At 54.1% G+C, this 24,128-nt stretch carries 16 protein-coding genes and 1 tRNA gene; 8 read left to right on the top strand and 9 right to left on the bottom strand.

The features are described from left to right. The first annotated feature begins 67 nt into the window (after nucleotides 1-67). Both BC440_RS04845 and BC440_RS04840 read left to right on the top strand, forming a co-directional pair. A complete protein-coding gene (locus BC440_RS04845) occupies nucleotides 68-751 on the top strand; it encodes a DUF2848 domain-containing protein (RefSeq protein WP_065702128.1) in 684 nt (227 codons plus the stop codon). Nucleotides 752-803: 52 nt separating this feature from the next. Continuing rightward, complete coding sequence (locus tag BC440_RS04840) at nucleotides 804-2,084, top strand: amidase family protein (protein ID WP_065701688.1); 1,281 nt, start codon at nucleotides 804-806, stop codon at nucleotides 2,082-2,084. 79 nt (nucleotides 2,085-2,163) lie between these two features. Here the strand turns inward: BC440_RS04840 and BC440_RS04835 are convergent, their stop codons facing one another. The 5 genes from BC440_RS04835 to trxB all read right to left on the bottom strand — a co-directional run bounded on the left by BC440_RS04835 (nucleotide 2,164) and on the right by trxB (nucleotide 10,283). After that, nucleotides 2,164-2,634: a Dps family protein gene (locus BC440_RS04835; RefSeq protein WP_065701687.1), complete on the bottom strand. Its 471-nt coding sequence runs from the start codon at nucleotides 2,632-2,634 to the stop codon at nucleotides 2,164-2,166. 122 nt (nucleotides 2,635-2,756) lie between these two features. Beyond that, nucleotides 2,757-4,844 carry an elongation factor G gene (locus BC440_RS04830; protein ID WP_074624788.1) on the bottom strand — a complete coding sequence of 696 codons (2,088 nt, stop codon included), beginning with the start codon at nucleotides 4,842-4,844 and terminating at the stop codon, nucleotides 2,757-2,759. Nucleotides 4,845-5,759: 915 nt separating this feature from the next. Next, nucleotides 5,760-7,073 carry an adenylate/guanylate cyclase domain-containing protein gene (locus tag BC440_RS04825; protein WP_065701685.1) on the bottom strand — a complete coding sequence of 438 codons (1,314 nt, stop codon included), beginning with the start codon at nucleotides 7,071-7,073 and terminating at the stop codon, nucleotides 5,760-5,762. Nucleotides 7,074-8,072: 999 nt separating this feature from the next. After that, on the bottom strand, nucleotides 8,073-8,990 hold the full coding sequence (locus tag BC440_RS04815) for a LysR family transcriptional regulator (RefSeq protein WP_007089855.1): 918 nt from the start codon (nucleotides 8,988-8,990) through the stop codon (nucleotides 8,073-8,075). A 342-nt stretch (nucleotides 8,991-9,332) separates the two neighbouring features. Next, nucleotides 9,333-10,283: a thioredoxin-disulfide reductase gene (trxB, locus tag BC440_RS04810; protein WP_007089854.1), complete on the bottom strand. Its 951-nt coding sequence runs from the start codon at nucleotides 10,281-10,283 to the stop codon at nucleotides 9,333-9,335. 309 nt (nucleotides 10,284-10,592) lie between these two features. Here trxB and BC440_RS04800 point away from each other — a divergent pair, with 309 nt between their 5' ends. Further along, nucleotides 10,593-11,078, top strand: coding sequence for an Lrp/AsnC family transcriptional regulator (locus tag BC440_RS04800; protein ID WP_007089852.1), 486 nt, complete (start codon nucleotides 10,593-10,595; stop codon nucleotides 11,076-11,078). Between the two features lie 263 nt (nucleotides 11,079-11,341). Here BC440_RS04800 and BC440_RS04795 read toward each other — a convergent pair whose 3' ends face one another. From BC440_RS04795 to carA, 4 genes are all read right to left on the bottom strand, one after another. Continuing rightward, nucleotides 11,342-11,818, bottom strand: a complete 477-nt coding sequence (locus BC440_RS04795) for a GNAT family N-acetyltransferase (RefSeq protein ID WP_063093133.1) — start codon at nucleotides 11,816-11,818, stop codon at nucleotides 11,342-11,344. A gap of 85 nt (nucleotides 11,819-11,903) precedes the next feature. Further along, nucleotides 11,904-12,377, bottom strand: a complete 474-nt coding sequence (gene greA, locus BC440_RS04790) for a transcription elongation factor GreA (protein ID WP_007089850.1) — start codon at nucleotides 12,375-12,377, stop codon at nucleotides 11,904-11,906. A gap of 104 nt (nucleotides 12,378-12,481) precedes the next feature. After that, entirely contained in the window at nucleotides 12,482-15,724 is a 3,243-nt protein-coding gene (gene carB, locus BC440_RS04785; RefSeq protein WP_063093132.1) for a carbamoyl-phosphate synthase large subunit, read from the bottom strand. Nucleotides 15,725-15,814: 90 nt separating this feature from the next. Then, nucleotides 15,815-16,981, bottom strand: a complete 1,167-nt coding sequence (gene carA, locus BC440_RS04780) for a glutamine-hydrolyzing carbamoyl-phosphate synthase small subunit (protein WP_062960795.1) — start codon at nucleotides 16,979-16,981, stop codon at nucleotides 15,815-15,817. A gap of 365 nt (nucleotides 16,982-17,346) precedes the next feature. Here carA and BC440_RS04775 point away from each other — a divergent pair, with 365 nt between their 5' ends. The 5 genes from BC440_RS04775 to BC440_RS04755 form a co-directional block, all read left to right on the top strand. Beyond that, nucleotides 17,347-17,802 carry a GatB/YqeY domain-containing protein gene (locus BC440_RS04775; protein ID WP_062947972.1) on the top strand — a complete coding sequence of 152 codons (456 nt, stop codon included), beginning with the start codon at nucleotides 17,347-17,349 and terminating at the stop codon, nucleotides 17,800-17,802. Between the two features lie 144 nt (nucleotides 17,803-17,946). After that, nucleotides 17,947-19,836 (top strand): DNA primase, encoded by a 1,890-nt coding sequence (gene dnaG, locus BC440_RS04770; protein WP_063093131.1) that lies wholly within the window; start codon nucleotides 17,947-17,949, stop codon nucleotides 19,834-19,836. Between the two features lie 118 nt (nucleotides 19,837-19,954). Next, a complete protein-coding gene (gene rpoD, locus BC440_RS04765) occupies nucleotides 19,955-22,030 on the top strand; it encodes an RNA polymerase sigma factor RpoD (protein ID WP_063093130.1) in 2,076 nt (691 codons plus the stop codon). 96 nt (nucleotides 22,031-22,126) lie between these two features. After that, nucleotides 22,127-22,203: transfer RNA gene (locus BC440_RS04760), tRNA-Ile, on the top strand. Nucleotides 22,204-23,310: 1,107 nt separating this feature from the next. After that, a partial coding sequence (locus BC440_RS04755; protein WP_139192082.1) for a cadherin-like domain-containing protein occupies nucleotides 23,311-24,128 on the top strand: 818 nt, incomplete at its 3' end.

Raw genomic sequence — 24,128 nt, 5'->3', positions numbered from 1 at the left:
CCGGGAACCGGTCCGCAACCGCCAGATGCGCGCAAAATTTGTAAAAATCAGAATTGGGATAACGCAAATGCAGATGAATTTTATCCTTGATGGCGGTGTCGTCAGCTTTGAAATCGGCCATTGCACGGTTGCTGGCTGGACCGGCCGCGATGCCAAGGCAATCCAGCATCACATTGACGAACTGGCCGCTATCGGGGTCAAACCGCCTTCGACCGTGCCGCTTTATTACCGCACATCGTTTGGCATGCTGACCCAGGCACCGGTGATCGAGGTGGTTGGCAAAGGCACATCGGGCGAGGTAGAGCCGCTGGTGATTGCAAAGGATGGTGTTTTGTATCTTGGACTGGCATCCGATCATACCGACCGCGAACTTGAAGCCCATTCGGTTGCACTGTCAAAGCAGATTTGCGCCAAGCCGGTCGCCAACACGATCTGGAAATTTGACGATGTTGCCGATCATCTGGAACAGATCGAACTGAAATCCTGGATCCGTGAAGGCGACAGTGATGAATGGGTTCCATATCAGGAAGGCACGATTGCATCGATCCGTCCGCTTTCCGATCTGATCGAAGGTTCGGGGCTAAAGTCAGCAGGGGCTAATGGCAAGGCGGCTGCGATGCTGTGTGGAACTTTTGGTGCGAAGGGCGGGGTGCGTCCGGCACGTTCGTTTAAAATGGCGATGCATGACCCGGTACGGGGGCTGAGCATTACGCACAGCTATGACATTGTTGAATTGCCTGAAATCGCCTAGGCTCGGTTTCAGAAAATTTCCATAAAAATCAGAACGTAACGGAGGCAGCCCGATGGGTGCGATCATCGACAAGGCGAAGGCGGCAATCGACAGGGTCGATCAACTGGGCGATTTGGCAGCCAGGATTTTCACCGAATTCGACCGTGACCGCATTTTGCGTGACGCCGCGGCGGCTGAAGAACGAGTGGCGCAATCGGCAACAGACTTGCCGTTGGCCGGTATGCTGGTTTCGGTAAAGGACCTTTACGACGAGGCCGGTGTGACCACCACGGCAGCATCAAAATTGTTGCAGGGTCGCCCGGCGGCATCGCGGGATTGCGAAATCGTTGCGCGTATCAAGGCTGCCGGTGCCGTGCCGTTTGGCCGTACAGCACTTAGCGAATTTGCCTATTCCGGTGTTGGACTTAACCCGCATTACGGAACGCCGGGCAATGTGTTTGACCCTGAAGGCATTCCGGGCGGGTCGACATCGGGCGGCGGTTTGACGGTTGCACTTGGTCTGGTCGATATCGCGCTGGGTACTGATACCGGCGGATCGGTTCGCATTCCGTCGGCGATCAACGGGCTTTATGGGTATAAGCCCAGCCGTTTGTGGATTTCGGGCGAAGGCATTCATCCGCTGGCCAAAAGTTTTGACACGGCGGGTCCGCTTGCCGGTGATTTGCAAACCGCCATAACCGCATTTGAAGTCATGTCGGGCAAAACCGTCCCCGCACAGGATGGCAAACCCGCCCCGATCAAAATCGGTGTGCCGGCCCATGCCTTTGTGAATGATCTTGATGACCGGGTGCGGGCGGATTTTGATGCGGTTTGCAAAAAGCTGGCAAATGCCGGACATCAGTTGATCGAGATTGATCTGGGCTTTTTGGCCGAAAATGCCGTGATCAACAAAATTCTTGTCGCGGCCGAGGCGCATAAAATCTATTCACAGGATTTCAAGGCGCTTGAAACTTGCGGCGATCCGCGTGTTTTGAACCGGATGCGTTTCGCCGATACACTAAGTGCGGCAGACCTGATTGATGCCTATGCCAAACGGACCGACGTGATTGCGATGTTCAGTTCGGCAATGGCGGATGTCGATGTGATGATTGCACCAACCTTGCCGATGATGGCACCCAAGATTGCCGAAGTTGAGGCCGACTTCGATCGTTTGAATGCAATGATGTTGCGCAACACATCCTATCTGAACCTTTCGGATGCCTGCGCCATATCGATCCCGGTTCCGGTTGGTGATGGTGTTGCACCGGGGGCGTTGATGATTGCGGCACCGCACGGGCATGATTTTGCGGTTCTGCGTGCGGCAAGGCGGATTGATCCGTTACTGCGCGGATAGGGTTCGGTTGGCGAAGCCGGATACGAAGAAGGCCCGGAAATCCATCCGGGCCTTCTTGTTGAGCACGACGTTTTGCGTCTTAGCTTTCCAGCAGGGATCGCAACATCCAGGCGGTTTTTTCATGGACCTGAATACGTGCGGTAAGCAGGTCTGCGGTGGCGTCATCGTCTGACGAGTCGCAGATCGGATAAAGTGAACGCGCGGTCTTGATCACGGTTTCATGGCCTTCGACCAATTGCGCGATCATGTCCTTGGCCGCAGGCACACCAGTTTCTTCGGGGATCGAGGAAAGTTTCGAATAGGCCGAAAAACTACCCGGTGCAAAGGCCCCCAGCGACCGAATACGTTCGGCAAGTTCGTCAATCGCCATGGCCAGTTCGGTATATTGTTCTTCGAACATGGTGTGCAGGGTCTGGAACATCGGGCCGGTCACGTTCCAGTGGAAGTTATGGGTTTTGAGATACAGCGCATAAGAATCTGCCAGAACGCGGCCCAAGCCGTCGGCGATTGCAGTGCGGTTGGTTTCATTGATTCCGATATCGATCTGCATGTTGTCACTCCGGTTAAATGGGGCACATGCCCGAAGGTTTTCTCTTTGTCTGCAAAGAGTATCAATCATTGGAAAACTTTACGCCAATCAATAGTTTAATGATTAGCGATAGATCAATTCTATTACTTTTTATGTGGTTTTTGTCGGGCGCTGACGATCAGGTCGGCCTGTTTTCCCGCAATCTCCTGCATGTGCGAGAAACTTCGCGTGAAAAAGCCCGTGCCCTGTGTGAGTGACCGTAATTCCATCACCATGTCGCCGGTTTCGGATGCTGGCATCTGCACGTCGATTTCGTCCCATCCCTGCCAGTCATCCTTGGCGCTGAACCCAAGGATCTGACCACGCCGGGTGCTGACCAGTCGCTGGGCTTTTGACGTGAATTCGGACGGAATTGAAATCGAATATCTTTCGATGGGTTCAAGCAGGATAGACTGCCCTTCTTTAAGCGCTTCGGCGATGGCAATGCGCCCGGCCATCTGAAACGCCTGATCCGAACTGTCGACCGCGTGATAGGACCCGTCAACCAATTCAACCGCGATGTCGACAACCGGAAAACCGAGCGGCCCGGAACGCGTGGCGTCGCGCACCCCTTTTTCGACAGCTGGGATATATTGCCGGGGAATGGCCCCGCCGACGATTCGTTCAGTGAATGAAAAACCTTCGCCGCGTCCAAGGGGTTTCAGTTCGATCTGGGCATCGCCAAACTGCCCGTGACCGCCGGTCTGCTTTTTATATCGCCCGCGCGCCTGGGCCGGTTTGCGCACGGTTTCCTGATAGGCGGTTTCAACAGGCCGGGTTTCGATTTCAAGGTGATAGCGGCTGCGAAGCTGCGCCAGTGCGACCTGAAGATGGATATCACCATGCCCCCGTAAAACAAGTTGTCCGGTATTGTCGCTATGGATGAAGGACAGCGACCTGTCCTGTTCGCACAGATGGCGCAATGCTTCGGTCAGTTTGACGTCATCACCGGGTTTGGTGACTTCCAGCCCTGTTTCATAAAGCGGGGGCAATGGATCGGGCCACAGATTATCCATTTCACCATCGGTGGTGCAGAGCGAGCCGGTTCGAAGATGATCGATGCGCGGCAGGCCGATAATGCTGCCAAATGTGCCGATATCGAGCTTTTCGTGCTTATCGCCAAAGACCTGACACATGCCTGCGACCTTGTCGCGACCAAGTGTGTCGCCATTCTTTAGCTGTCCCGAAAGGACGCGCCCATAACAAAACCGCCCCGCATGGGGCAGATGAACAGTTTTGAAAATCTGGACGGCGGCGACGTTATCTTCCGGCTCAATGCCCAGGCGATGGGCGCAGACATCTGCATTCGGGGCCTCGTGGCGCAACGCCTTTAACAACCGGATGATCCCGTGATCATGTTCGGCAGAACCGAAAAAGACCGGAACAATCAAATCCTTGGCCAGATCTCGTTCAAGATTGTCATAGATCGTTGCTGTTGCCGGTTTCTGATCTTCTAGAATCTGTTCAAGCAGGTTGTCGTCAAAATCCGCCAAAGCTTCGAGTAACCCGTCGCGGACTTCTGTTTCGCGATCCTTGGCATTGGCGGGCAGCGTGATCAGTTTCGACGGTTGCCCTTCCAGATATTGATAGGCCCGTTCGGAAACGACATCGACGAAACCGGTTATCGTATCGTCAGGCCCCTTGCCATCGCGGATTGGAATTTCACGAAGAACAAGTGGGCGTTCCGAAATTGATTGCAACGCATCAAGACTGTCGCGCAGGCGGATGCCGCCATGGTCGGTTTTGTTGATGAAAATCAGGTGCGGAATGCGGTTGCGATCAAGAAATTTCAGGGTCGGTGCGGCGATCATGGCGCGTGTCGGATCGGGTTCGACTACGACGATTGCAACGTCGCATATCATCGCGGCTTCGCGGGCATCCTGTGCAAAGTCGACAGAGCCGGGGCAGTCGATGAAGTGCCATTCCTCGTCAAGATAACGGGTTTGGGCAACTGTCATTTCGGTGCTCATGTGCCGTTCGCGTGCTTCGGCGGTTGCATCACCGATTGTCGTGCCATCGCGAACGGTTCCCTTGCGGTGGACACGGCCGGTTGCAGCAAGGAGGCTTTCAAAAAGGCTGGTCTTGCCGCTGGAATAGGGGCCGATCAATGCTGCGCATCGCGGAACGTGCCGGGGGCCTGAGGGAGAATTTTTGGCGTCATCTTTGTCTTTTGTGTCTTTGGACGGGGGCATGGACATCTCCTTGACGCATCATGGGACGCATGGGACCGGTCCGCGCATGGAAGTTGGTTCTGTCATCGCCCGGTAATGTTTGGCGGTTCCATGTGCTGTTGCCAAGGTGGCAACCGGTCAGGACGTTTCGCGGGCCCGGTTTGTGCCGGGTCTGTTTAGTGCGTGATGTCCGGTCTGCGTTGGCATGCGGGGCAAGGAGCCGGTGCCGGGAGTTAATGCAGGTGCATGCTGAATTTCGGATTGGCACATTCAGGCCAATGTGAAACCGGACAATCTTCAGGATAGATCATTATTGTTCATTTCGCTATCGCGGGTTTGGAGTGGCGTGCGCCTATTTTTGGCCATAATTCGCCCTCAAATGGCCCTATGCGACCTGTTTTCCTGCCCTATTCACAAGGCAGATTAGGCATTGTCAGTCGAGGCAACGGCCAGAACCTTCTGTCCCCCCTCAAACGTCTTCTGGCCCGTTCTTTCATCTTCCCCCGAAGAAAGAACAATTGCAGACCTCGCTGATCGGTCTCCCCAAGACCATGAAGACCCCGAAAATGGGGCGGGTAAATCCCGCCCCTTCTTTTTTCCCGAACGGAAACAGGTTTTTCGTGGTTTTAAATCCCAACTTTATTTTGCCCCAATTTGCCCCTGAATGGTCATTACCGGCCGGTTTTTACGCCCCAATTCAAGGGCATATTTACAATTGTCAGATGCGGAAACGCCGGTGAAGCGCCCCTCCCTCGCTACTCACCGGGACCTTTAAAATCACTGTCCCCCGCAGTGATCTGCACCCCAAGGTCAAGGCACCGTATCTGACCGGTCTCCCCAAGACCATCTGTCCCCAAAAAGCGTGGGGCGGGCAAATCGCCCGCCGCGCGCTTTTTCTTTGTGGGGATATGGATGGTCGTAAAAATCCTGATCCGGTCAGAGGCTGAAGATCGGTGTTGGCGTTTCGCGCCCACGCACGGTGACTTCACCGCGCGCCTGCCAGGCAAAACCTTCCTCGCAGGCCCTGACGGTATCCTCGGTCGCAAGGATGTAGCTGCCATATTGTTTGTTTAGCTGTTCCAGCCGGGCGGCAATATTGACATTGTCACCATGGACGGTGAAGGTCAGACGGTTTTCCGATCCAACCGCACCGATCACGATATCGCCGGTATTGATCCCGCAACGGGTTTTGAGCCTGCCGCCATGGCAAAATGTGGTTTCAGCACAGACCCGTGTGATATCGATTGCTGTCCGTACTGCGTTTAATGCGTGGTCGGGATCGGCTTTTACCGCGTTGAAGGTAATCAGCATTGCGTCGCCCTGAAACTGGGTGATCACGCCACCATGTTTATTGATCACATTGCTGGTCGCGGCGAAATATTCGTTGAGCATTGCAGCAAGTTCTTGCGGGCTCAGCTTTTCGGAAACGCCGGAAAACCCCTCGATATCGGTAAACATGATGGTGGCCCTTGCGGCTTCACCATCGCCAGGTTTGATTTGCTGGTTTGCGTGGGTAATGCGCGCGGCGACCTCGGGCGAGATAAAGCGTGACAGCTCGCTTGCCGCGATTTCATCTGTGACGGCACGGGTGAACGAACGTTGTGCGCGCAAAACTGCAATCGCCAACACGGTTGATACCAGAACAATGGCAATGATCTTGTCGATCTCGGCCCCGATCAGGATCGAATTGGATGTCAGATAGGTCACATAATCCCGCGTGATCATGCTTTGGCCGCGTTCGCTCCAGATCACATAAAAGACCAGTATCAGCCAGCCAATTGCCGCCGTTGCGCCCGCCAGCAAAATATAACGCGGGTCAAACCGCAGGGTGCGCAGCGAGATGAAGATGAACACATAGATCATGGTCGGCGATTTGAGATAGAAGCTTGCCGGTTGCATATACTGGATATGGAAGCTCCAGATCAGGACCATCAGCAAACCAATATCGACAATAACCGACAGGGTCAGGAACCAGTTTGACAGGCTGCCGCGATAAGACAGTGCCAGTCGGATAAAGGTGAACAGGAAATATAGTCCCAATGCCCATGGGACAGGATGAATTCCGGTGTTCATGAATGTTTTGGGTGAGACGGCGTAAAGGGTCGCAAAGATCGTCACCAGCAAGAGCTGCACCCAGCCGATCAGTTTTTCGCTGTCTTGCTGCTGATGGGCGATTGCATCACGCACACGGTCTGGCAGTTGATCCTGTGCCGGTTTGCCAAACAGGAACTGGCCGATATTTTTCTGCATGATTTTAATCCCCGATTACCAGACGCACGTGCGCGCAAGCTTCATACTGCGTGGTTTCAGTGTGACTGCCAAGGTGAAGACGGTTGCAACGGGTCACAGTTGCGCGTGGTGATGGTGAGGATATCGTCAGGGCAAAAAAAAAAGCCGGGCAAATGAATGCCCGGCAAGTTTATCAGGGAGGCTTCACGTCTGGGAGACGTAGGACCCTTCTCAGGGCCCTGGGTATGCCGGGCAGGGCGCCCGGCAAAGACCGAAATTCGGTCAGGGAGAAAACTCTGTACCGCGATGCGGTTGTTCACCGCTGCGGTTCGAAGAGGAAGATAGCGTTTTTGACGGGAAACACCACTGTCAAATTGCTCATTCAGCCATGCGTAAATTGCATAAATCTTGGGCTGCGAAAATTTTTCCTATAAGTAACTGAAATATATAAAATATTTATGGATTCTAATGCGCTTGTTCCCAATCTTTTGATCAGTTTACTGCCGCTTAATTGTGCGAATGGGAAAAAAAAGCCGGTAGCTAGGGGAAGCTACCGGCAAGATCAACAGGGAGGCTTTAACGTCTGGGAGACGTGGAATCCAGGGAAGATTCCAAGCCGAATAACGTTTCGGCGGACGGATCATGCGGAGATCAGGAAAAGATGAAAGCGCTCTTCGCGTTTGCGGTCGCTAACAACTTCTGATGTGAACATACGCATATGATCTTACGCTTAAAAATAGAATAACGACAATCCAACCATGCGCTCAGTGCATGGCGAAAAAATGTCAGTAAATTGAAGCTATTATGACTGCGTTTTCCTGAAAGGCCCGATTTTGCATCCTGATAAACCTGCGCATCACGTCAGTGATTTACTAATGCGCGCTCAGGTTTGGCCGTCGTCGGTATGTCATCGTGCGGGGTGTTGTAAATCAAAGGTTGTATTGTTCCGTTGAGACGCAAGAAAAAAGCCCCGCAACCAGATTTGTTGCGGGGCTTTGGATTCTCTTGGTGCCGTTTGCGTTAGTCAGCCGCGGCGGCGGCATTCACTTTTGCTTTGACCTTGTTGATTTCCTCGATCAGGAAATCACGGAACACCGCAATGCGTTTGGAATGGCGCAGTTCTTCGGGATAAACGAAATAGGCATCGAAACTTGGCCCTTCGAGTTCCGGCAGAATGCGGACCAGATTGCTGTCGGCGGGCAGCAGGTAATCGGGCAGAGCTGAAATACCAAGCCCGGACTCGGTCGCACGGAAGATACCATAGATATTGTTCAGCTTCAGGATCGGCCGCATATCCGGTTTGAACTGCTGGGCGACGGCCATCATCCAGTTGACGTTGGAAACCGGCGGGCGCGCATCCGCACCATAAATGATCAGGCGATGATCTTTCAGGTCTTCGGGTTTCTTAGGAATGCCGAACTGCTTGATATATTCGGGGGATGCGAAGACATGATAACGCAGCGTCATCAGTTGACGCTGCACCAGATCGGCCTGACGTGGGGGCTGCATGCGGATCGCAACATCGGCCTCGCGCATGGCAAGATCGAGTTCCTCGTCGTTGAGTACCAGCGACAATTCGATTTCCGGATAGCGTTCAAGGAATTCGTTGATCCGCGGTGTCAGCCAGGTTGAGCCAAAGGCGACCGTGGTGGTGACCTTCAGCGGACCGCTGGGGCGTTCCTTGGATTCGCGAATGCGGGCTTCGGCCATGGAAAGCTTGGCAAACACATCATGGGCCGTGCGATACAGAAGTTCACCCTGCTCGGTCAGGATAAGGCCGCGGGCGTGACGGTGGAATAGCGGCACCTTGACGCTTTCTTCAAGTGCGCTGATCTGCCGGCTGACAGCCGACTGGCTCAGATTGAGATTTTCCCCCGCGTGTGTGAAGCTTCCCGCTTCCGCAACAGCGTGAAAAACACGCAGCTTGTCCCAGTCCATAGACCTGCTCCTAATGTCACTGTCGCGCTATTGCTGCAACAGTCCCCTGATACTTCTTTATCTTCTTCTTAGAAGCATTTGGTTTCCACACTGTTAAGCCGCATGCGGAATTGCTTCCAAACTGATATCATTAGATCAATATGAGGCCTTTGACGCGATCTGCAAGCAACCAATTGCGAAAGTGGTGATTTCGTTCACGCCGAATTCGTAAATGAACTCAGGGGATTGCCCGGAAACAGCGTATTCGTGCATTGCGAAAAAGGTTGTATTTCCGTCTAACGCACAGAAAAAAGGGGCACCATCAGCACCCCTTTATCATATCTGGTTCTCGTGTTGCCGTGTTTATTCGGTGTGCTCGGCAATAAACTTTTCGGCTTCGAGGGCGGCCATGCACCCCATGCCTGCTGCGGTAACCGCCTGACGGTAAATCTTGTCGGTCACGTCGCCTGCGGCAAAGACGCCCTTGACGTTGGTTGTGGTGCTGCCCGGTTTGACAAGGATGTAATTTTCGTCATCCATGTCGATCTGTCCTTTGAACACGGCGGTTGCCGGATCATGGCCGATCGCAACAAAGAAACCATCCGCAGTAATGTCTGTCAGATCGCCGGTTTTGACATTGCGCACGCGAACGGCTTCAACGCCATCCATCGGCCCGTCACCGCCAAGAATATCGTCAATGACGCTGTCCCAGACGACGTCGATCTTTTCATGTTTCAAAAGGCGATCCTGCAGCATTTTTTCCGCGCGCAATTCGTCGCGACGATGCACGAGCGTCACCTTCGAGCAGATCCCGGCAAGATAAAGAGCTTCTTCAACCGCGGTATTGCCGCCCCCAACCACCACAACCGGTTTGTTGCGATAGAAGAACCCGTCACAGGTGGCACATGCGGAAACACCGCGACCGTTGAATTTTTCTTCGCCCGGAAGGCCAAGCCAGCGGGCCTGTGCGCCGGTTGAAATGATCACGCTTTGGGCTACATAGACATCACCCGAATCGCCTTTGCAGACGAAGGGGCGTTTCGAAAAGTCGACTTCGGTGATCAGGTCGTGGACCATTTTGGTTCCGACATGTTCGGCCTGCGCCTTCATCTGATCCATCAGCCACGGGCCCTGGATGACATCGGCAAAGCCGGGATAGTTTTCAACATCTGTCGTGATCGTCAACTGACCACCTGGTTGCAGGCCCATAACCATCATGGGTTCCAGGTTGGCGCGTGCAGCATAAATCGCTGCTGTGTAACCGGCCGGGCCGGATCCGATGATGAGGACTTTGGTGTTATGTTCCTGGGCCATGTGCTTTGCATATTGTGGTCGGTGAAAAACAGGTTTCGAACATATGGGGTGATATGGCATTGCGCAACCGCCTCGCACGATGTTTTGCAAGGTTTTCGGAACGGTGGCCGATGATGCTTTTCAGCCTGACATTCCGATTGGCGGAAAATAGCGGTTTGCAACGTTTTGATACAAAATTGTGCAGTGCATTTGTACGCGTTACAAAAGGGCAGATTGCATTCTGCTGCCGAATATATTATTGCCAGCGTACTGGCTCCCTGTAATATTGTTTCGTCCGGGGTAAGTTCAGCGCACAGAATCGAGGGATAAATGCAACGGGTCAAACTCGACAAGATCGACCGCAGAATTCTGCGCGATCTCCAGGAAGATGGCCGCATGACCAATGTGGAACTTGCACGCCGTGCAGGTATTTCTGCGCCACCCTGTCTGCGTCGTGTCCGTGCGCTTGAAGAAGCCGGTTTCATTCAGGGCTATCATGCCGATGTTGATGCGCAGGCGCTTGGATATAATGTAACCGTGTTTGCGCTGGTCGGTCTTGCAAGCCAGGCTGAACATGATCTGCGCGCCTTTGAAGGCCGTGCCGCTGCATGGCCGGAAGTGCGCGAATGTCATATGGTTGCCGGTGAAATGGATTTCCTTTTGAAAATCGTTTCACACAGCTGGGACGAATATCAGAAGTTTCTGACAACCGAACTGACGGTTGCGGAAAACGTCAATCACGTGAAATCGGCACTTTCGATTCGTACCGCCAAAAACCAGCCCGGCGTTCCGATTGACATCGAGGCCGAGGACTGAGCTGAATTGCATCAGTCCGATAGATAAAAACCGGCACCTTCGAGGTTGCCGGTTTTGTTTTGTCTGCGTGCCAGAAACAGGTTTGTCGTTAATCAAAGCGGAGCCAATCATGTGACTGGCTCCGCTTTGAGACGCCCGTTATCCCCCCGGCCGGGCATCGCACGCTGTTGGTGTTCTCGATCTTTCCAGAACGATCATTTCAGAATGATGCCGAAAAATATTATGAATTCAATTCTTTGTCACGTGCTTGATGATCAGTGGTTTTATTGGCCAAGGTTCTTTAACTCATCCCCATCAATTTCATACTGCAGGGCCCCGGAGTTACGCGCGCCTAGCCGTTCGTAAAACCGGCAGGCGGCCTGGTTGCGATGCAGGACGGACCACCACATTGAAATATAGCCGTGATCCAAGGCGTATTTGCCAAGAGCCTTCATCAGTTTGTTGCCAACTTTTTCCGAACGCATGTCTGGCACAACATAAAGTTCGGTCATCCATAACCCGATTTTTGAATAATCCGGGTTATAGAACGGCTGAACGATCGCCTGTCCGACAGCGCTACGCCTATCCCATGCGATCAGGCTTTTGATCAGTGCCTTGGGCCCGAACATCATTTCATGGATGCTTTCGGTCGTATGGGGCGGATTGTCGTAATCAAGTTCGACATGCAGGGCATTGGACATGTCGGCGACATGGACGCTGTCTTCCGGGCGGGCGTGGGAAATGATGATGTCAGGTGTCATGGCAAATGCTTGTGCAGGGTATTTGGATCAAAAAAAACGGCCCGATAAACATCGGGCCGTACTTTCGCAAGATATCATAACCGGATCAGGCGAATTCGACCTTCAGGATCTCGTAGCTCTTCGTGCCCCCAGGCACGGTAACTTCTACGGATTCACCAACAGCCTTGCCAATCAGCGCACGGCCAATCGGGGATGTTGTCGAAATGCGACCGGAATTGATATCTGCCTCGATCGGGCCGACGACCTGATAGGTGGTTTCCTCGTCGGTGTCCTCGTCGACAAGATGCACGGTCGCGCCAAATTTGACGACCGATCCAGCCAGCGACTTGATATCGATGACTTCGGAGCGGCTAAGAACATCTTCCAGTTCGGCAATTCGACCTTCGCAGAAGCTCTGTCGTTCACGCGCGGCATGGTATTCGGCGTTTTCCGAGAGATCGCCATGCTCGCGCGCTTCCGAGATCGCCTTGATGATTTCAAGGCGTTCGACGGATTTGCGGTGCTTCAGCTCTTCTTCGAGGCGCTGATGCCCTTGCGGGGTCATAGGTACTTTTTCCATCGCGCTCACAGCCTATTCTTATTAGCGATCGATACTACAAAATCGACCGCCCGGCAGATACCGCCGGGCGGTCTAAACTCGTTGAACGGGTTCGAAAAGGAACCTCAGTACTCGTCCCCAAGATATTCCTGAACGGGTCGCACTGCAAGTGCTCCGCGTTTCAGGTTGTCGATGGCACGCAGGGTGGCGCGGGCACCGGCAATCGTGGTGTAGTACGGAATATCGTTGCTGAGTGCCGTCCGCCGGATCGAGAAACTGTCGACCACAGCCTGTTTGCTCTCGGTGGTATTGAATACCAGGTTGATATCGCCGTTCTTCATCATGTCCACGATATGGGGACGTCCTTCCTGTACCTTATTGACCGGGGTGACGTCCAGCCCTTCTTTTTCAAGAGCTTCGGCAGTGCCATGCGTCGCAACAATCACAAAGCCAAGCTCGATCGCGTCGCGTGCGAGTTGAACAGCGGCCGGTTTGTCATAGTTTTTGACTGACATGAAGATCTTGCCAGATTGCGGCAAATCGTGACCCGCCGCCATCTGGGCCTTGGCAAAGGCGCGACCGAAATCGGTATCAAGGCCCATGACTTCGCCGGTTGAGCGCATTTCCGGGCCAAGCAGGGTATCGACACCCGGGAAGCGGTTGAACGGAAGCACCGCTTCCTTGACCGCAATATGCTTGAACGGACCTTCGTTGATCTTGAAGTCCGAAAGCTTTTCGCCTGCCATGATGCGCGCGCCGATTTTTGCAATCGGGTTGCCGGTGGCCTTGGCAACAAACGGAACAGTACGCGAGGCACGCGGGTTGACTTCGATCAGATAGATCACATCACCCTTGATCGCGAACTGCACGTTCATCAGACCAACAACATCAAGCGCCTTGGCCAGTTGCACGGTCTGTTCTTTCAGGCGATCAATCATGTCCTGACCGAGCGAATAGGGCGGTAGCGAGCATGCACTGTCACCGGAATGGATACCGGCTTCCTCAATATGCTGCATGATGCCCGCGACAAAGACATTTTCGCCGTCCGAAACCGCGTCGGCATCAATTTCAATCGCATCCTGAAGGAAGCTGTCGATCAGAACCGGGCTTTTGCCCGAAACCTGAACGGCTTCGGTCATGTAGCGCAGCAGGTCTTCGGTGGTGTGAACGATTTCCATCGCACGGCCGCCCAGTACGTAGCTTGGGCGGATAACGATGGGGTAACCGATGCCTTCGGCGATCTTGACGGCTTCGTCGACCGAACGGGCAATGCCGTTGGCCGGCTGTTTCAGGCCCAGCTTGTGGATCAGTTCCTGGAACCGGTCGCGGTCTTCGGCAAGGTCAATGCTGTCCGGGCTGGTGCCGAGGATCGGAATGCCGGCCTTTTCAAGTGCGGCTGACAGTTTAAGCGGGGTCTGGCCGCCATACTGAACGATCACACCCAGAAGTTCGCCTTTGCTTTGCTCAAGCTGGCAAAGTTCGATCACGTCTTCGGCCGTCAGTGGTTCGAAATACAGGCGGTCCGAAGTGTCATAGTCGGTGGAAACCGTTTCCGGGTTGCAGTTGACCATGATGGCCTCGATACCGACTTCACGAAGCGCATAGGCCGCATGCACACAGCAATAATCGAACTCGATGCCCTGACCGATACGGTTCGGACCACCGCCAAGAATGATGACTTTCCTGCGATCGGTGACTTCGGCTTCGTTTTCCGGTTCAAAGAAACCGTCGCCTTCGTAAATCGAATACATATAAGACGTGCGTGACGGGAATTCGGCGGCACAGGTATCGATGCGTTTATAAACCGGGCGAAGTTCCATCGCGTGACGGATCGCGCGAACGTCGTCTTCTTCCATGCCCACCAGTTCCGCGAGACGCGCGTCCGAGAAACCGAGTTTCTTGAGACGCAGCATTTCCTGCTTGTCCTTAGGCAGGCCTTTGGCACGAACCTGTTCTTCTTCGGCAACCAGCGTTTCGATCTGGCGCAGATACCATGGGTCAAACTTGGTCGCCGACTGGATTTCCGAAAGAGTCAGACCGTGACGGAATGCCTGTGCCGCATAAAGAATGCGGAACGGCATCGGTTGCGTCAGTTTTGCGCGGATCGCGGCCTTGTCCGGCGCGCCTTCGATTTTCACTTCGTTCAGACCGGTCAGGCCGGTTTCCATCGACCGCAGGCCTTTCTGAAGGCTTTCGGCAAACGAGCCGCCAATCGACATGGCTTCGCCAACCGACTTCATCGCAGTCCCCAGAAGCGCTTGGGCACCCGGGAATTTTTCGAAGGTGAAGCGCGGAATTTTGGTGACGACATAATCAATGGTCGGCTCGAACGAAGCCGGGGTCACGCCGGTAATGTCGTTATCAAGTTCGTCAAGCGTGTAACCAACAGCCAGTTTGGCCGCGATTTTGGCAATCGGGAAGCCGGTCGCCTTGGACGCCAGTGCAGACGAACGCGACACGCGCGGGTTCATTTCAATGACGATCAGGCGGCCATCATCGGGGTTGACCGCGAACTGAACGTTCGAACCGCCAGTATCCACACCGATCTCGCGCAGGACCGCCAGCGAGGCGTCGCGCATGATCTGGTATTCCTTGTCCGTCAGGGTCAGGGCCGGGGCAACGGTGATCGAATCCCCGGTATGAATGCCCATCGGGTCGACGTTTTCGATAGAGCAGATGATGATGCAGTTATCCGCGTGATCACGGACGACTTCCATCTCGTATTCTTTCCAGCCAAGAATGGATTCTTCGACCAGAACCGTATGGGTCGGCGAAATCGCCAGACCATTACGAACGATCTGTTCGAATTCTTCGCGGTTATAGGCAATACCACCGCCTTCACCGCCAAGGGTGAAGCTTGGCCGGATGATGGCCGGAAGGCCGGTTGTTTCAAGGGCTACAACGGCTTCTTCAAAGGTGCGGACCATTGCGGAACGCGCGCTTTCAAGACCGATCTTGTCCATCGCTTCACGGAAAAGCTGACGGTCTTCGGCTTTTTCGATCACGTGCTTTTTCGCACCGATCATTTCAACGCCATATTTATCCAGCGTGCCATCGTCATAAAGTGCCAGTGCGGTGTTCAGCGCTGTCTGACCACCCATGGTCGGCAGCAGGGCATCCGGGCGTTCCTTTTCGATGATCTTGGCGACCATTTCAGGTGTGATCGGCTCGATATAGGTTGCATCGGCCAGGTTTGGATCGGTCATGATCGTCGCCGGGTTCGAGTTGACCAGAATGACGCGATAGCCTTCTTCCTTCAGGGCCTTGCAGGCCTGTGCACCGGAGTAGTCGAACTCGCAGGCCTGACCAATGACAATCGGGCCGGCACCGATGATAAGGATGGATTTGATATCTGTACGTTTCGGCATGTCTTTTTCCGCTTTTGGCGTGGCGGGCGCGATTGCTGCACCGCCCGAAATTAAGTCCGTTAATCGCTTGTCTCTGATGTCGTCGCGCTATCAGGCTTTCGCGTCTTCGATCAGGCCAACGAAACGTTTGAACAGGTAATGGCTATCATGCGGCCCCGGGGACGCTTCGGGGTGGTACTGAACCGCAAAGACCGGTTTGTCTTTCAGGCGAAGCCCGGCAAGGGATCCATCAAACAGCGAGAAGTGCGTTGCTTCGACATTGTCGGGCAGGCTGTCCTTGTCGACGACAAAGCCGTGGTTCTGGCTGGTGATTTCCACGACACCGGTTGTGGTATCCTTTACCGGGTGGTTCGCGCCGCGATGACCGACATCCATCTTTTTGGTTTTCGCACCAAGGGCGAGCGCCATCATCTGATGACCAAGGCAGATACCGAAAACCGGTTTGCCGCTGGCGATCAGTTTTTTAATGGTCGGAACCGCATATTCGCCGGTCGCCGCCGGATCGCCAGGGCCGTTCGAAAGGAAGACCCCATCCGGGTTCATCGCAAGGATTTCTTCGGCGGACGTCGTTGCCGGAACAACCGATACTTTGCATTCAAGCGCGGCAAGATTACGCAGAATGTTGCGTTTCACACCGTAATCGATGGCAACAACATGGTGTTTGGCATTGCCAAGTTCGCCATAACCGCCTTCGCGGGTCCAAAGGGTCTGATCCCAGTCATAACCCTCGGTGCAGCTATTGTCCTTGGCAAGGTCCATGCCCTCCAGGCCCGGCCATTCATTGGCTTTGGCGATCAGGGCATCGATATCGAACTTGCCATCCGGGTTGTGGCAGATCACGCCGTTCGGAGCGCCTTCGCTACGGATGCGTTTGGTCAGGCGGCGGGTATCAATACCGGCAATGCCGATCCGGCCATGCTTTGCCAGCCAGTCATTGAAATGACCCTGTGCGCGATAGTTTGATGGCTCGGTAATGTCCTGGCGCAGGATGCAGCCAAGGGCGACAGGGATTTCGTTTTCGATATCCTCGTCATTGGTGCCGACATTGCCGATATGGGGGAAAGTAAAGGTGATCATCTGCCCGGCATAGGACGGGTCGGTCATGATTTCCTGGTAGCCCGTGATCGAGGTGTTGAAGCAGACTTCACCAACCACCTCTCCTCGGGCGCCGACGCCTCGTCCCCAGTAAACAGAACCATCAGCAAGTACCAGAACGGCAGAAGCTCCAGGAGGCGGGGTGTGCGTGGGCGCTGACATTGGCGAATGTCCTTTCGATCTTTCCACGGTGAGACACGGAGTCTTTATATATAATAATTACGAGCAGGCCGAGAAAAACGGCCAAATTCCCCTGCATATCGGGCATGCGGACATGACAAGGTATCCCCAGCATGAACGACCGTAACGTCAAAAGACGTTGGTACAATATGCTGAAAGCGGGTTAAAACCTCATCCCGGCAGGCAAATTGGCGGATGTCTACGGGAGTCGTGTCGCCCTGTCAAGGATGCATCCAAACTTTTATTTTTCTTTTAAAATCAATAAGTTGAGTGGAAAGGTTTTCTTTGCCTAGATGGCGCTTTTGGGGTATGTTCGCTCCTTTCTTCCACAGAATCAGAGATAAGCCATGCTGCGATCGCAGCTTACAGACGCTTTGAAAAAGGCCGTCCTCGAAAAGGATGCCGTATCCGTGACAACCGTGCGCCTCATTCTGGCAGCACTCAAGGAACGCGATATTGCGGCACGCGGCGAGGGGAATACGGACGGTATTTCCGACGAGGAAATCCTGACCCTGCTGCAGGCGATGGTTAAACAGCGTCGCGAAAGCATCGAAATGTACACCAAGGGCAATCGCCCCGAACTTGCGGCACAGGAAGCTGCCGAGATCGGTGTGATTGAACGGTTCCTGCCCAAACAGATGTCCGATGAAGAAATCGAGGCGGCTGTCAAAGGCGTGGTTACCGACCTTGGCGCGACATGCCTTAAGGATATGGGCCGGACGATGGCGGCCCTTCGCGAAAAATATGCCAGCTGCATGGATTTCGGCAAAGCCGGCGGTGTTGCGAAAAAACTTCTCGGTTGATTTCGAGAATAGCTATTTTTTATGGAAGCCGGGCGTGTAAAATCGTCCGGCTTTCGTCGTCCCTAAGCCCGGATTCCAGGCAATGGAACAATAAAAGGGTAGGATGGGATTTGGTATCAACATGATCACGGGATCGGGACAATCATGAGCTTTCCCCAGTCGTTTCTTGACGATCTGCGGGCACGCGTCGGACTGGCGGATATTGTCGGTACGTCGGTGAAGCTGATCAAACGCGGTCGGGAATATTCTGGTCTGTGTCCGTTCCATTCCGAAAAATCCCCGTCTTTCACGGTCAACGAGCAGAAGGGCTTTTATCACTGCTTTGGCTGTGGCGCGCATGGCGACGTGATCAGTTTTGTGATGAATACCCGCGGCCTGACCTTTGTCGAGGCGGTCGAGGTGCTGGCCAATCAGGTCGGCATGGATGTGCCCAAGCCATCCCGTGAAGCCCAGGAACGTGAAAAAAAGGCCAAAACACTTTACGAAGTGATGGAAGCGGCCTGCGTATTTTATGAACGCGTGCTTCATATGCCCGAAGGTCGCGAAGGGCTTGAATATTTTCGTCGTCGCGGTCTTGACGATAAAACGATTGCCGAATTCCGACTGGGCTTTGCACCCGATAATCGTGGTGCGCTGAAGGCAGCGTTAAAACGCGAAGAATTTGACGAGCCGCTGATGATTGAAGCCGGGCTTCTGATCGAGCCCGAAGATCAGGGACGCCAGACCTATGACCGGTTCCGTGGTCGCGTGATGTTTCCGATCCTTGATCGAAGGGGTAGGGTTGTTGCCTTTGGCGGGCGTGTCATGGGCGATACCAAGCCAAAGTATCTGAATAGCCCTGATACACCTTTGTTCCACAAGGGCCGGCTTCTTTATGGCTTGCCGCAGGCCCGTGAAGCCAGCCAGCAGGATGCACCGATCATCGTGACCGAGGGTTACATGGATGTGATCGCCCTGCATCGGGCCGGTTTTCGCGGGGCAGTGGCCCCGTTGGGGACAGCGGTAACCGAAGAGCAGATCGGCGAGCTTTGGAAAATGACCAACGAGCCGATCCTGTGTCTTGACGGTGATGCGGCGGGCAAGCGCGCGGCGGTGCGTGCCGCCGAGCGTGCCCTTCCCATCCTGCGTCCGGGCAAATCATTACTGTTTTCGATCCTGCCAGAGGGCGAAGACCCCGATAGCCTGATGGCGGGAACAAACGGATTTGCCAGTTTTCGCAAGATACTCGATAGCGCCGTGCCGCTGGCAGAACTGGTATGGCGCATGGATGTCGCCGGGCGGGCAACCGATACACCCGAACGCCGTGCGGCCCTTGAGGCCGACATTCAGAAACGCATTTCGGCAATCGGAGATGACGCGGTCAGATCGCAATATCAGTCGATGTTCCGCGATCGCATCTGGCAATTATTCAAGGGTGATCGTGCAAAAGGCGGGGGATCACGGCCTGCGCCAGGCGGCGGATACCAGAACAAAAAATTCAGCCGGGGTGGCAAAGGCGGAAAAAAAGACTATTTCTGGGAACCGGCAGGTAAAGCCGTTCCGGGGATGTCGCGTCCACCCATGCAAAAACGTCGTGTCGTACAGGACTGTATTTTGCTGGTAACGTTGATAAACCATCCCCACCTGCATGAGGATGTTGGCGAGCGGCTTGGAATCTACACTTGTGCAGACTCCGACCTTGACAATCTTCGTCGTGCCGTCTTAAAGCTGCTTGACGGTGATCCCGGACTTGATTCCGAAACAATCAAGGCCCATTTGGAGCGCGACGGGCTGTCAGAGACAGTATTGCGGGTGGTTGGTGCGGACATTTTGGCGCACGCCGCTTTCGCCAGGCCCGAAACGCCGCTCGAACGGGCTCGTGCGGGTTGGGAACAGGTTTTTTCCATGGCTGTAAGCTCCCTGGAGGACGAAGAGGCAAAATACGCCGTCCGACAGTTGGCAGCAGATATCAGCGAGGAAGAATGGGAAAGATTTTCGCATAGACGCGACGATCTGGCCCGGCGCCGGGAAAAAGTGTTTAAGCTCGACGACTGATCGATGCATGCGGTTTGTATGCGGGATCGGCGTTCGGGCTATTTGTGATTTGCGCTGAGCAAAACAGTGCTTGGGACAACAACGGTACGAACTGTACCCAGCGGGAAACGGGGAATAGATGTCGTCTAAGACTTCGAACGCTGAAGAGAAAAAGAACTCTTCTGAAACCGCAGACGGACCTCTTCTCGATACATATAAAGCGGCCATCAAGAAGCTCATTGCCAAGGGCAAAGAGAAAGGCCACATCTCGGTCGATGAATTGAACGCTGCCTTGCCGTCGGAGCATTTTTCCTCCGAACAGATCGAAGACGTGATGAGCAATCTCAACGAGATGGGCATCAATGTTATCGATGGTGAAGATGGGGACGACTCGGACGACGATGACGAGAAAGACTCGGATCCGAGCGGCAATATCTCTGAAGATGATGTTGGCCGTACCGATGATCCGGTCCGTATGTATCTGCGTGAAATGGGCAGCGTCGAGCTGCTGTCGCGCGAGGGCGAAATTGCCATTGCCAAACGTATCGAGGCTGGCCGTGACATGATGATTGGCGGGATTTGCGAATCCCCGCTGACCATTCGTGCGATCGTCAACTGGCATGATCAGCTTCAGGCTGGCAATCTTCTGCTTCGCGATGTGATCGATCTGGAAACCACTTATGGTGGTGGTCCTGATGCGGAAATCGCAGCCGCAGAAGGTGACGAAGCCGAAGAAACCGAAGGCGATGATTTCGAGGCAGCCGCCGTCGAAACCGATGCCGACGAAGACGAAGAAGCCGAAACCGAAACGCCAGAACCGACCGGTGCGCCCGCCAGCGACGAGGAAGAAGAGGACGACGACGAAGAAGAGTCGGACGAAGATTCCGAGGGTTCTGAAGGCGAAGGTGATGGCGACGATGAGGACGATGACGAGAACGAACAGGTCAACGTTTCACTTTCCAAAATGGAAGAGGAACTGACCGAGCAGGTTCTTGAGAAGTTCGAACTGATCGCCAAAACCTATGAGAAATTGCACAAGGCACAGGAACAGCGCCTTGTCGCGATGAACAAGGGCGAAAGCGTTCCGGCGGCGACCGAAAAACGTTATGCCAAGCTGAAGGGCGAGATGGTTGACCTGATGGAAGATGTTCATCTGAACAACTTCCGGATCGAGGAGCTGCTTGATCACCTGACCGGCCTGAACAACCGTTTGCTCGGCCTTGAAGGCAAGCTTCTGCGTTTTGCCGACCGTTGCAAGATCAAGCGTCCCGATTTCGTCAAGCAGTATCAGGGCCATGAACTTGACCCGAACTGGATGGAACGCGTCAGCGAATTGCCGGGCAAGGGCTGGAAGGCTTTCATCGAACGCTACCCGGATGAAATCGCGCAGCTGCGTGAACAGGTTGGCGGTGTTTCGGCCGAAGTCGGTTTGCCGATTGGTGAATTCCGCCGTGTTTACGGCGTCGTCAACAAGGGCGAACGCGAAGCAGCACGTGCGAAAAAGGAAATGATCGAGGCCAACCTGCGTCTCGTGATTTCCATTGCCAAGAAATACACCAACCGCGGTCTTCAGTTCCTTGACCTTATTCAGGAAGGCAATATCGGCCTGATGAAGGCGGTGGACAAGTTTGAATACCGCCGTGGTTACAAATTCTCGACCTATGCGACCTGGTGGATCCGTCAGGCGATCACGCGTTCCATCGCCGATCAGGCCCGTACGATCCGTATTCCGGTTCACATGATCGAAACCATCAACAAGCTGGTCCGTACCTCGCGCCAGATGTTGCATGAAATCGGTCGGGAGCCGACCCCGGAAGAGCTGGCAGAAAAACTGCAGATGCCGCTTGAAAAGGTTCGCAAGGTTCTGAAAATTGCCAAGGAGCCAATCTCGCTCGAAACCCCGATCGGGGACGAGGAAGACAGCCATCTTGGCGATTTCATCGAGGACAAGAACGCCGTTCAGCCGCTTGATGCTGCGATCCAGGCCAACCTGCGGGAAACCACCACGCGCGTTCTGGCATCGCTTACACCGCGTGAAGAACGTGTTCTGCGTATGCGTTTCGGGATCGGGATGAACACCGACCATACCCTCGAAGAGGTTGGGCAGCAGTTCTCCGTGACCCGCGAACGTATCCGTCAGATCGAGGCAAAGGCGCTGCGCAAGCTCAAGCATCCGTCGCGCTCGCGCAAATTGCGTTCTTTCCTCGATTATTAAAAAATCTTGCGACGTTCGGGCTTGACCTTGGCCCGAAAATCGCTAGTTTTCGGGACCGCGCCAAACAATTGGCGCGGTCTTTTCCATTCCCCTTGGGGGCCCGTAGCTCAATTGGTTAGAGCCGACCGCTCATAACGGTCTGGTTGGGGGTTCAAGTCCCTCCGGGCCTACCATCCATCCAATTAACTTATTGATATTCAACGGTTAATTGTTGATTGTGTCCCGCGATTTTTAACGTCGTGGGACACATTTCCCCTAAAATGCCTACCATATTTTTCGTAAAAATTCTTGATTTGTTCTTTTGTTTGTGGCATAAGAGAAAAATCAACGGGAGAAATGCACCCGGACCGAAACCCGCAAAGCCTTGTAGGCTCTGCGGGTTTTTGCGTTCGGGGCCGGATCAAGGATGTGATCAGGATGCAGTTGCAAAGACGCGGAACAGACACGGGGCAGGGCGGCGGGGTGCCCCACAGGCTATGGGGCAGCGGATGGCGGAGCCATTATGGCGGCGTTCTGCCCGAGGATTAGGACCGGGGGACTAACCCGATCATTTGCCATGACGGGAGAGGTGCGTCTTGTTGAAGAGGGAGCGTCAAATTTGCCGGGAGCGGCAGGAATGGCAGGAGGGGGGCAGCATTGAGCTATGGCCCGTCAACGGTCTAAAGGTGGGGCCCGTGCGCCCGGAGTTTGTCTGGACCTCGGTGGTTGCCGGGAAGTGCCGCCATTGCCGAAAGTGACCGGAGCACCTCGTGAGGCCGAAGGCCGTCTGCTGGGAAGGCTGCCGATCTGCGCTCCGTTGGCGAGGATGCCGAAGCCCCGGGTTCGTCGGGACTTCCCGGATTGCGGGAAATCCGGTTTTGGCTGATGTACTCAGACGAGCGCGGTCTGCTGATTCTGATTTGACTGCACCGCTGATGCGCGCTTCAGCTTTCCCGGACATCGTCCGCCTCTTTCTTTGAAGGTTAATTTTATATTTGAATTGAAACATTGTTCATCGATTCGGGTAAGTCGCAGATACAAAATGCTCGATCGCTCCTTTTCTCCCCCGCACGCAATGAGCTCAACGCATCGATTGCAGAGTTGTCATAATTCGGGGTTATGCCGCTGCTTTCACTAACTTATTTGATGTCTACAATTCTTCGTTGAGTAACCAAAGTTTCGCTTGCGCGTTCGTTGTTTCACAACTTATGCTCTTTTAACGAGTGGTAATTGCAGAGTGCAGTTGTGAATGGATGTTTTGACGCTGTAGCGTGTCGAGATGGCGATGCTAGGGGGCTTGAATGCAGGACGAGATTTCAACGATTGCGAACCGTTCAGTGATCATTGCGGCGAGTGAATTGCTAGCCAATGATAGCGAGAATGGTGGCGCGGATTATACGATTGCCTCGGTGCAGGATGGTGAGCATGGGGCGGTGTCGTTGGATGCCGATGGAAATGTCGTGTTCACGCCGGATGAAGATCATTATGGTCCGGCAGTGTTCAGCTATACGGCAATAGATGCGGATGGCAACAGCAGCACGGCTACTGTCACCGTGGATGTACGTGCAACCCTCGATGATCCTACATTTATTGGCTATAGCCAGAAGAAAGATGAATGGGATGTTACCCAGCTTGCGGATGGCACTCATGTTGTGATCCGTCAGAGCGGTGTCTACTATCATCATCAACGTTATGATGCCTCGGGTGAGCCGCTGGGACCACTTGTGAAGTCCGAAGGCATTAATGCAATTGATGCCAACATTACCGGTCTGGCGAATGGCAATTACGTCATTACCTATTCGCATCCTATCCATGTGAACGATGCGGTCCGGTTTCAGGTATTCAATTCTGCGGGTACCCTACTGAAAGAAGTCAAGTTTGTAGAAGAAAACGAGGCCTATTTCGGGATAGGGGAAGGGGTTGATAGCACGAACCCTGATATCATAGCGCTTCAGGACGGCGGCTTTATCCTGGTGATGAGCCGAGAGATTGACGGTCACACGGATGGTCAGGATACGTTCGGCCTGCGCCATGATGCATCTGGGAATGTTGTCGGGGATATGTTTGATCTCAGTGGATTTTCCGCTGGGAACGACCGGATGGCAACGGGAATAGAGCT

This window comes from Thalassospira sp. MIT1004 (assembly GCF_001858545.1).
GTDB lineage: Bacteria > Pseudomonadota > Alphaproteobacteria > Rhodospirillales > Thalassospiraceae > Thalassospira > Thalassospira xiamenensis.
Note: the sequence above shows the minus strand (reverse complement) of the source record. Positions and strands in the feature narration are given on the sequence as shown.

What these genes read in the sequence shown, in the direction of transcription:
- greA (WP_007089850.1), bottom strand. Translation starts at nt 12,377, where the DNA reads ATGGAAAAAGTACCTATGACCCCGCAAGGGCATCAGCGCCTCGAAGAA.
- BC440_RS04815 (WP_007089855.1), bottom strand. Translation starts at nt 8,990, where the DNA reads ATGGACTGGGACAAGCTGCGTGTTTTTCACGCTGTTGCGGAAGCGGGA.
- BC440_RS04825 (WP_065701685.1), bottom strand. Translation starts at nt 7,073, where the DNA reads ATGCAGAAAAATATCGGCCAGTTCCTGTTTGGCAAACCGGCACAGGAT.
- BC440_RS04840 (WP_065701688.1), top strand. Translation starts at nt 804, where the DNA reads ATGGGTGCGATCATCGACAAGGCGAAGGCGGCAATCGACAGGGTCGAT.
- BC440_RS04835 (WP_065701687.1), bottom strand. Translation starts at nt 2,634, where the DNA reads ATGCAGATCGATATCGGAATCAATGAAACCAACCGCACTGCAATCGCC.
- carA (WP_062960795.1), bottom strand. Translation starts at nt 16,981, where the DNA reads ATGTCAGCGCCCACGCACACCCCGCCTCCTGGAGCTTCTGCCGTTCTG.
- BC440_RS04795 (WP_063093133.1), bottom strand. Translation starts at nt 11,818, where the DNA reads ATGACACCTGACATCATCATTTCCCACGCCCGCCCGGAAGACAGCGTC.
- carB (WP_063093132.1), bottom strand. Translation starts at nt 15,724, where the DNA reads ATGCCGAAACGTACAGATATCAAATCCATCCTTATCATCGGTGCCGGC.
- BC440_RS04830 (WP_074624788.1), bottom strand. Translation starts at nt 4,844, where the DNA reads ATGCCCCCGTCCAAAGACACAAAAGACAAAGATGACGCCAAAAATTCT.
- BC440_RS04800 (WP_007089852.1), top strand. Translation starts at nt 10,593, where the DNA reads ATGCAACGGGTCAAACTCGACAAGATCGACCGCAGAATTCTGCGCGAT.
- BC440_RS04845 (WP_065702128.1), top strand. Translation starts at nt 68, where the DNA reads ATGCAGATGAATTTTATCCTTGATGGCGGTGTCGTCAGCTTTGAAATC.
- trxB (WP_007089854.1), bottom strand. Translation starts at nt 10,283, where the DNA reads ATGGCCCAGGAACATAACACCAAAGTCCTCATCATCGGATCCGGCCCG.
- dnaG (WP_063093131.1), top strand. Translation starts at nt 17,947, where the DNA reads ATGAGCTTTCCCCAGTCGTTTCTTGACGATCTGCGGGCACGCGTCGGA.
- rpoD (WP_063093130.1), top strand. Translation starts at nt 19,955, where the DNA reads ATGTCGTCTAAGACTTCGAACGCTGAAGAGAAAAAGAACTCTTCTGAA.
- BC440_RS04775 (WP_062947972.1), top strand. Translation starts at nt 17,347, where the DNA reads ATGCTGCGATCGCAGCTTACAGACGCTTTGAAAAAGGCCGTCCTCGAA.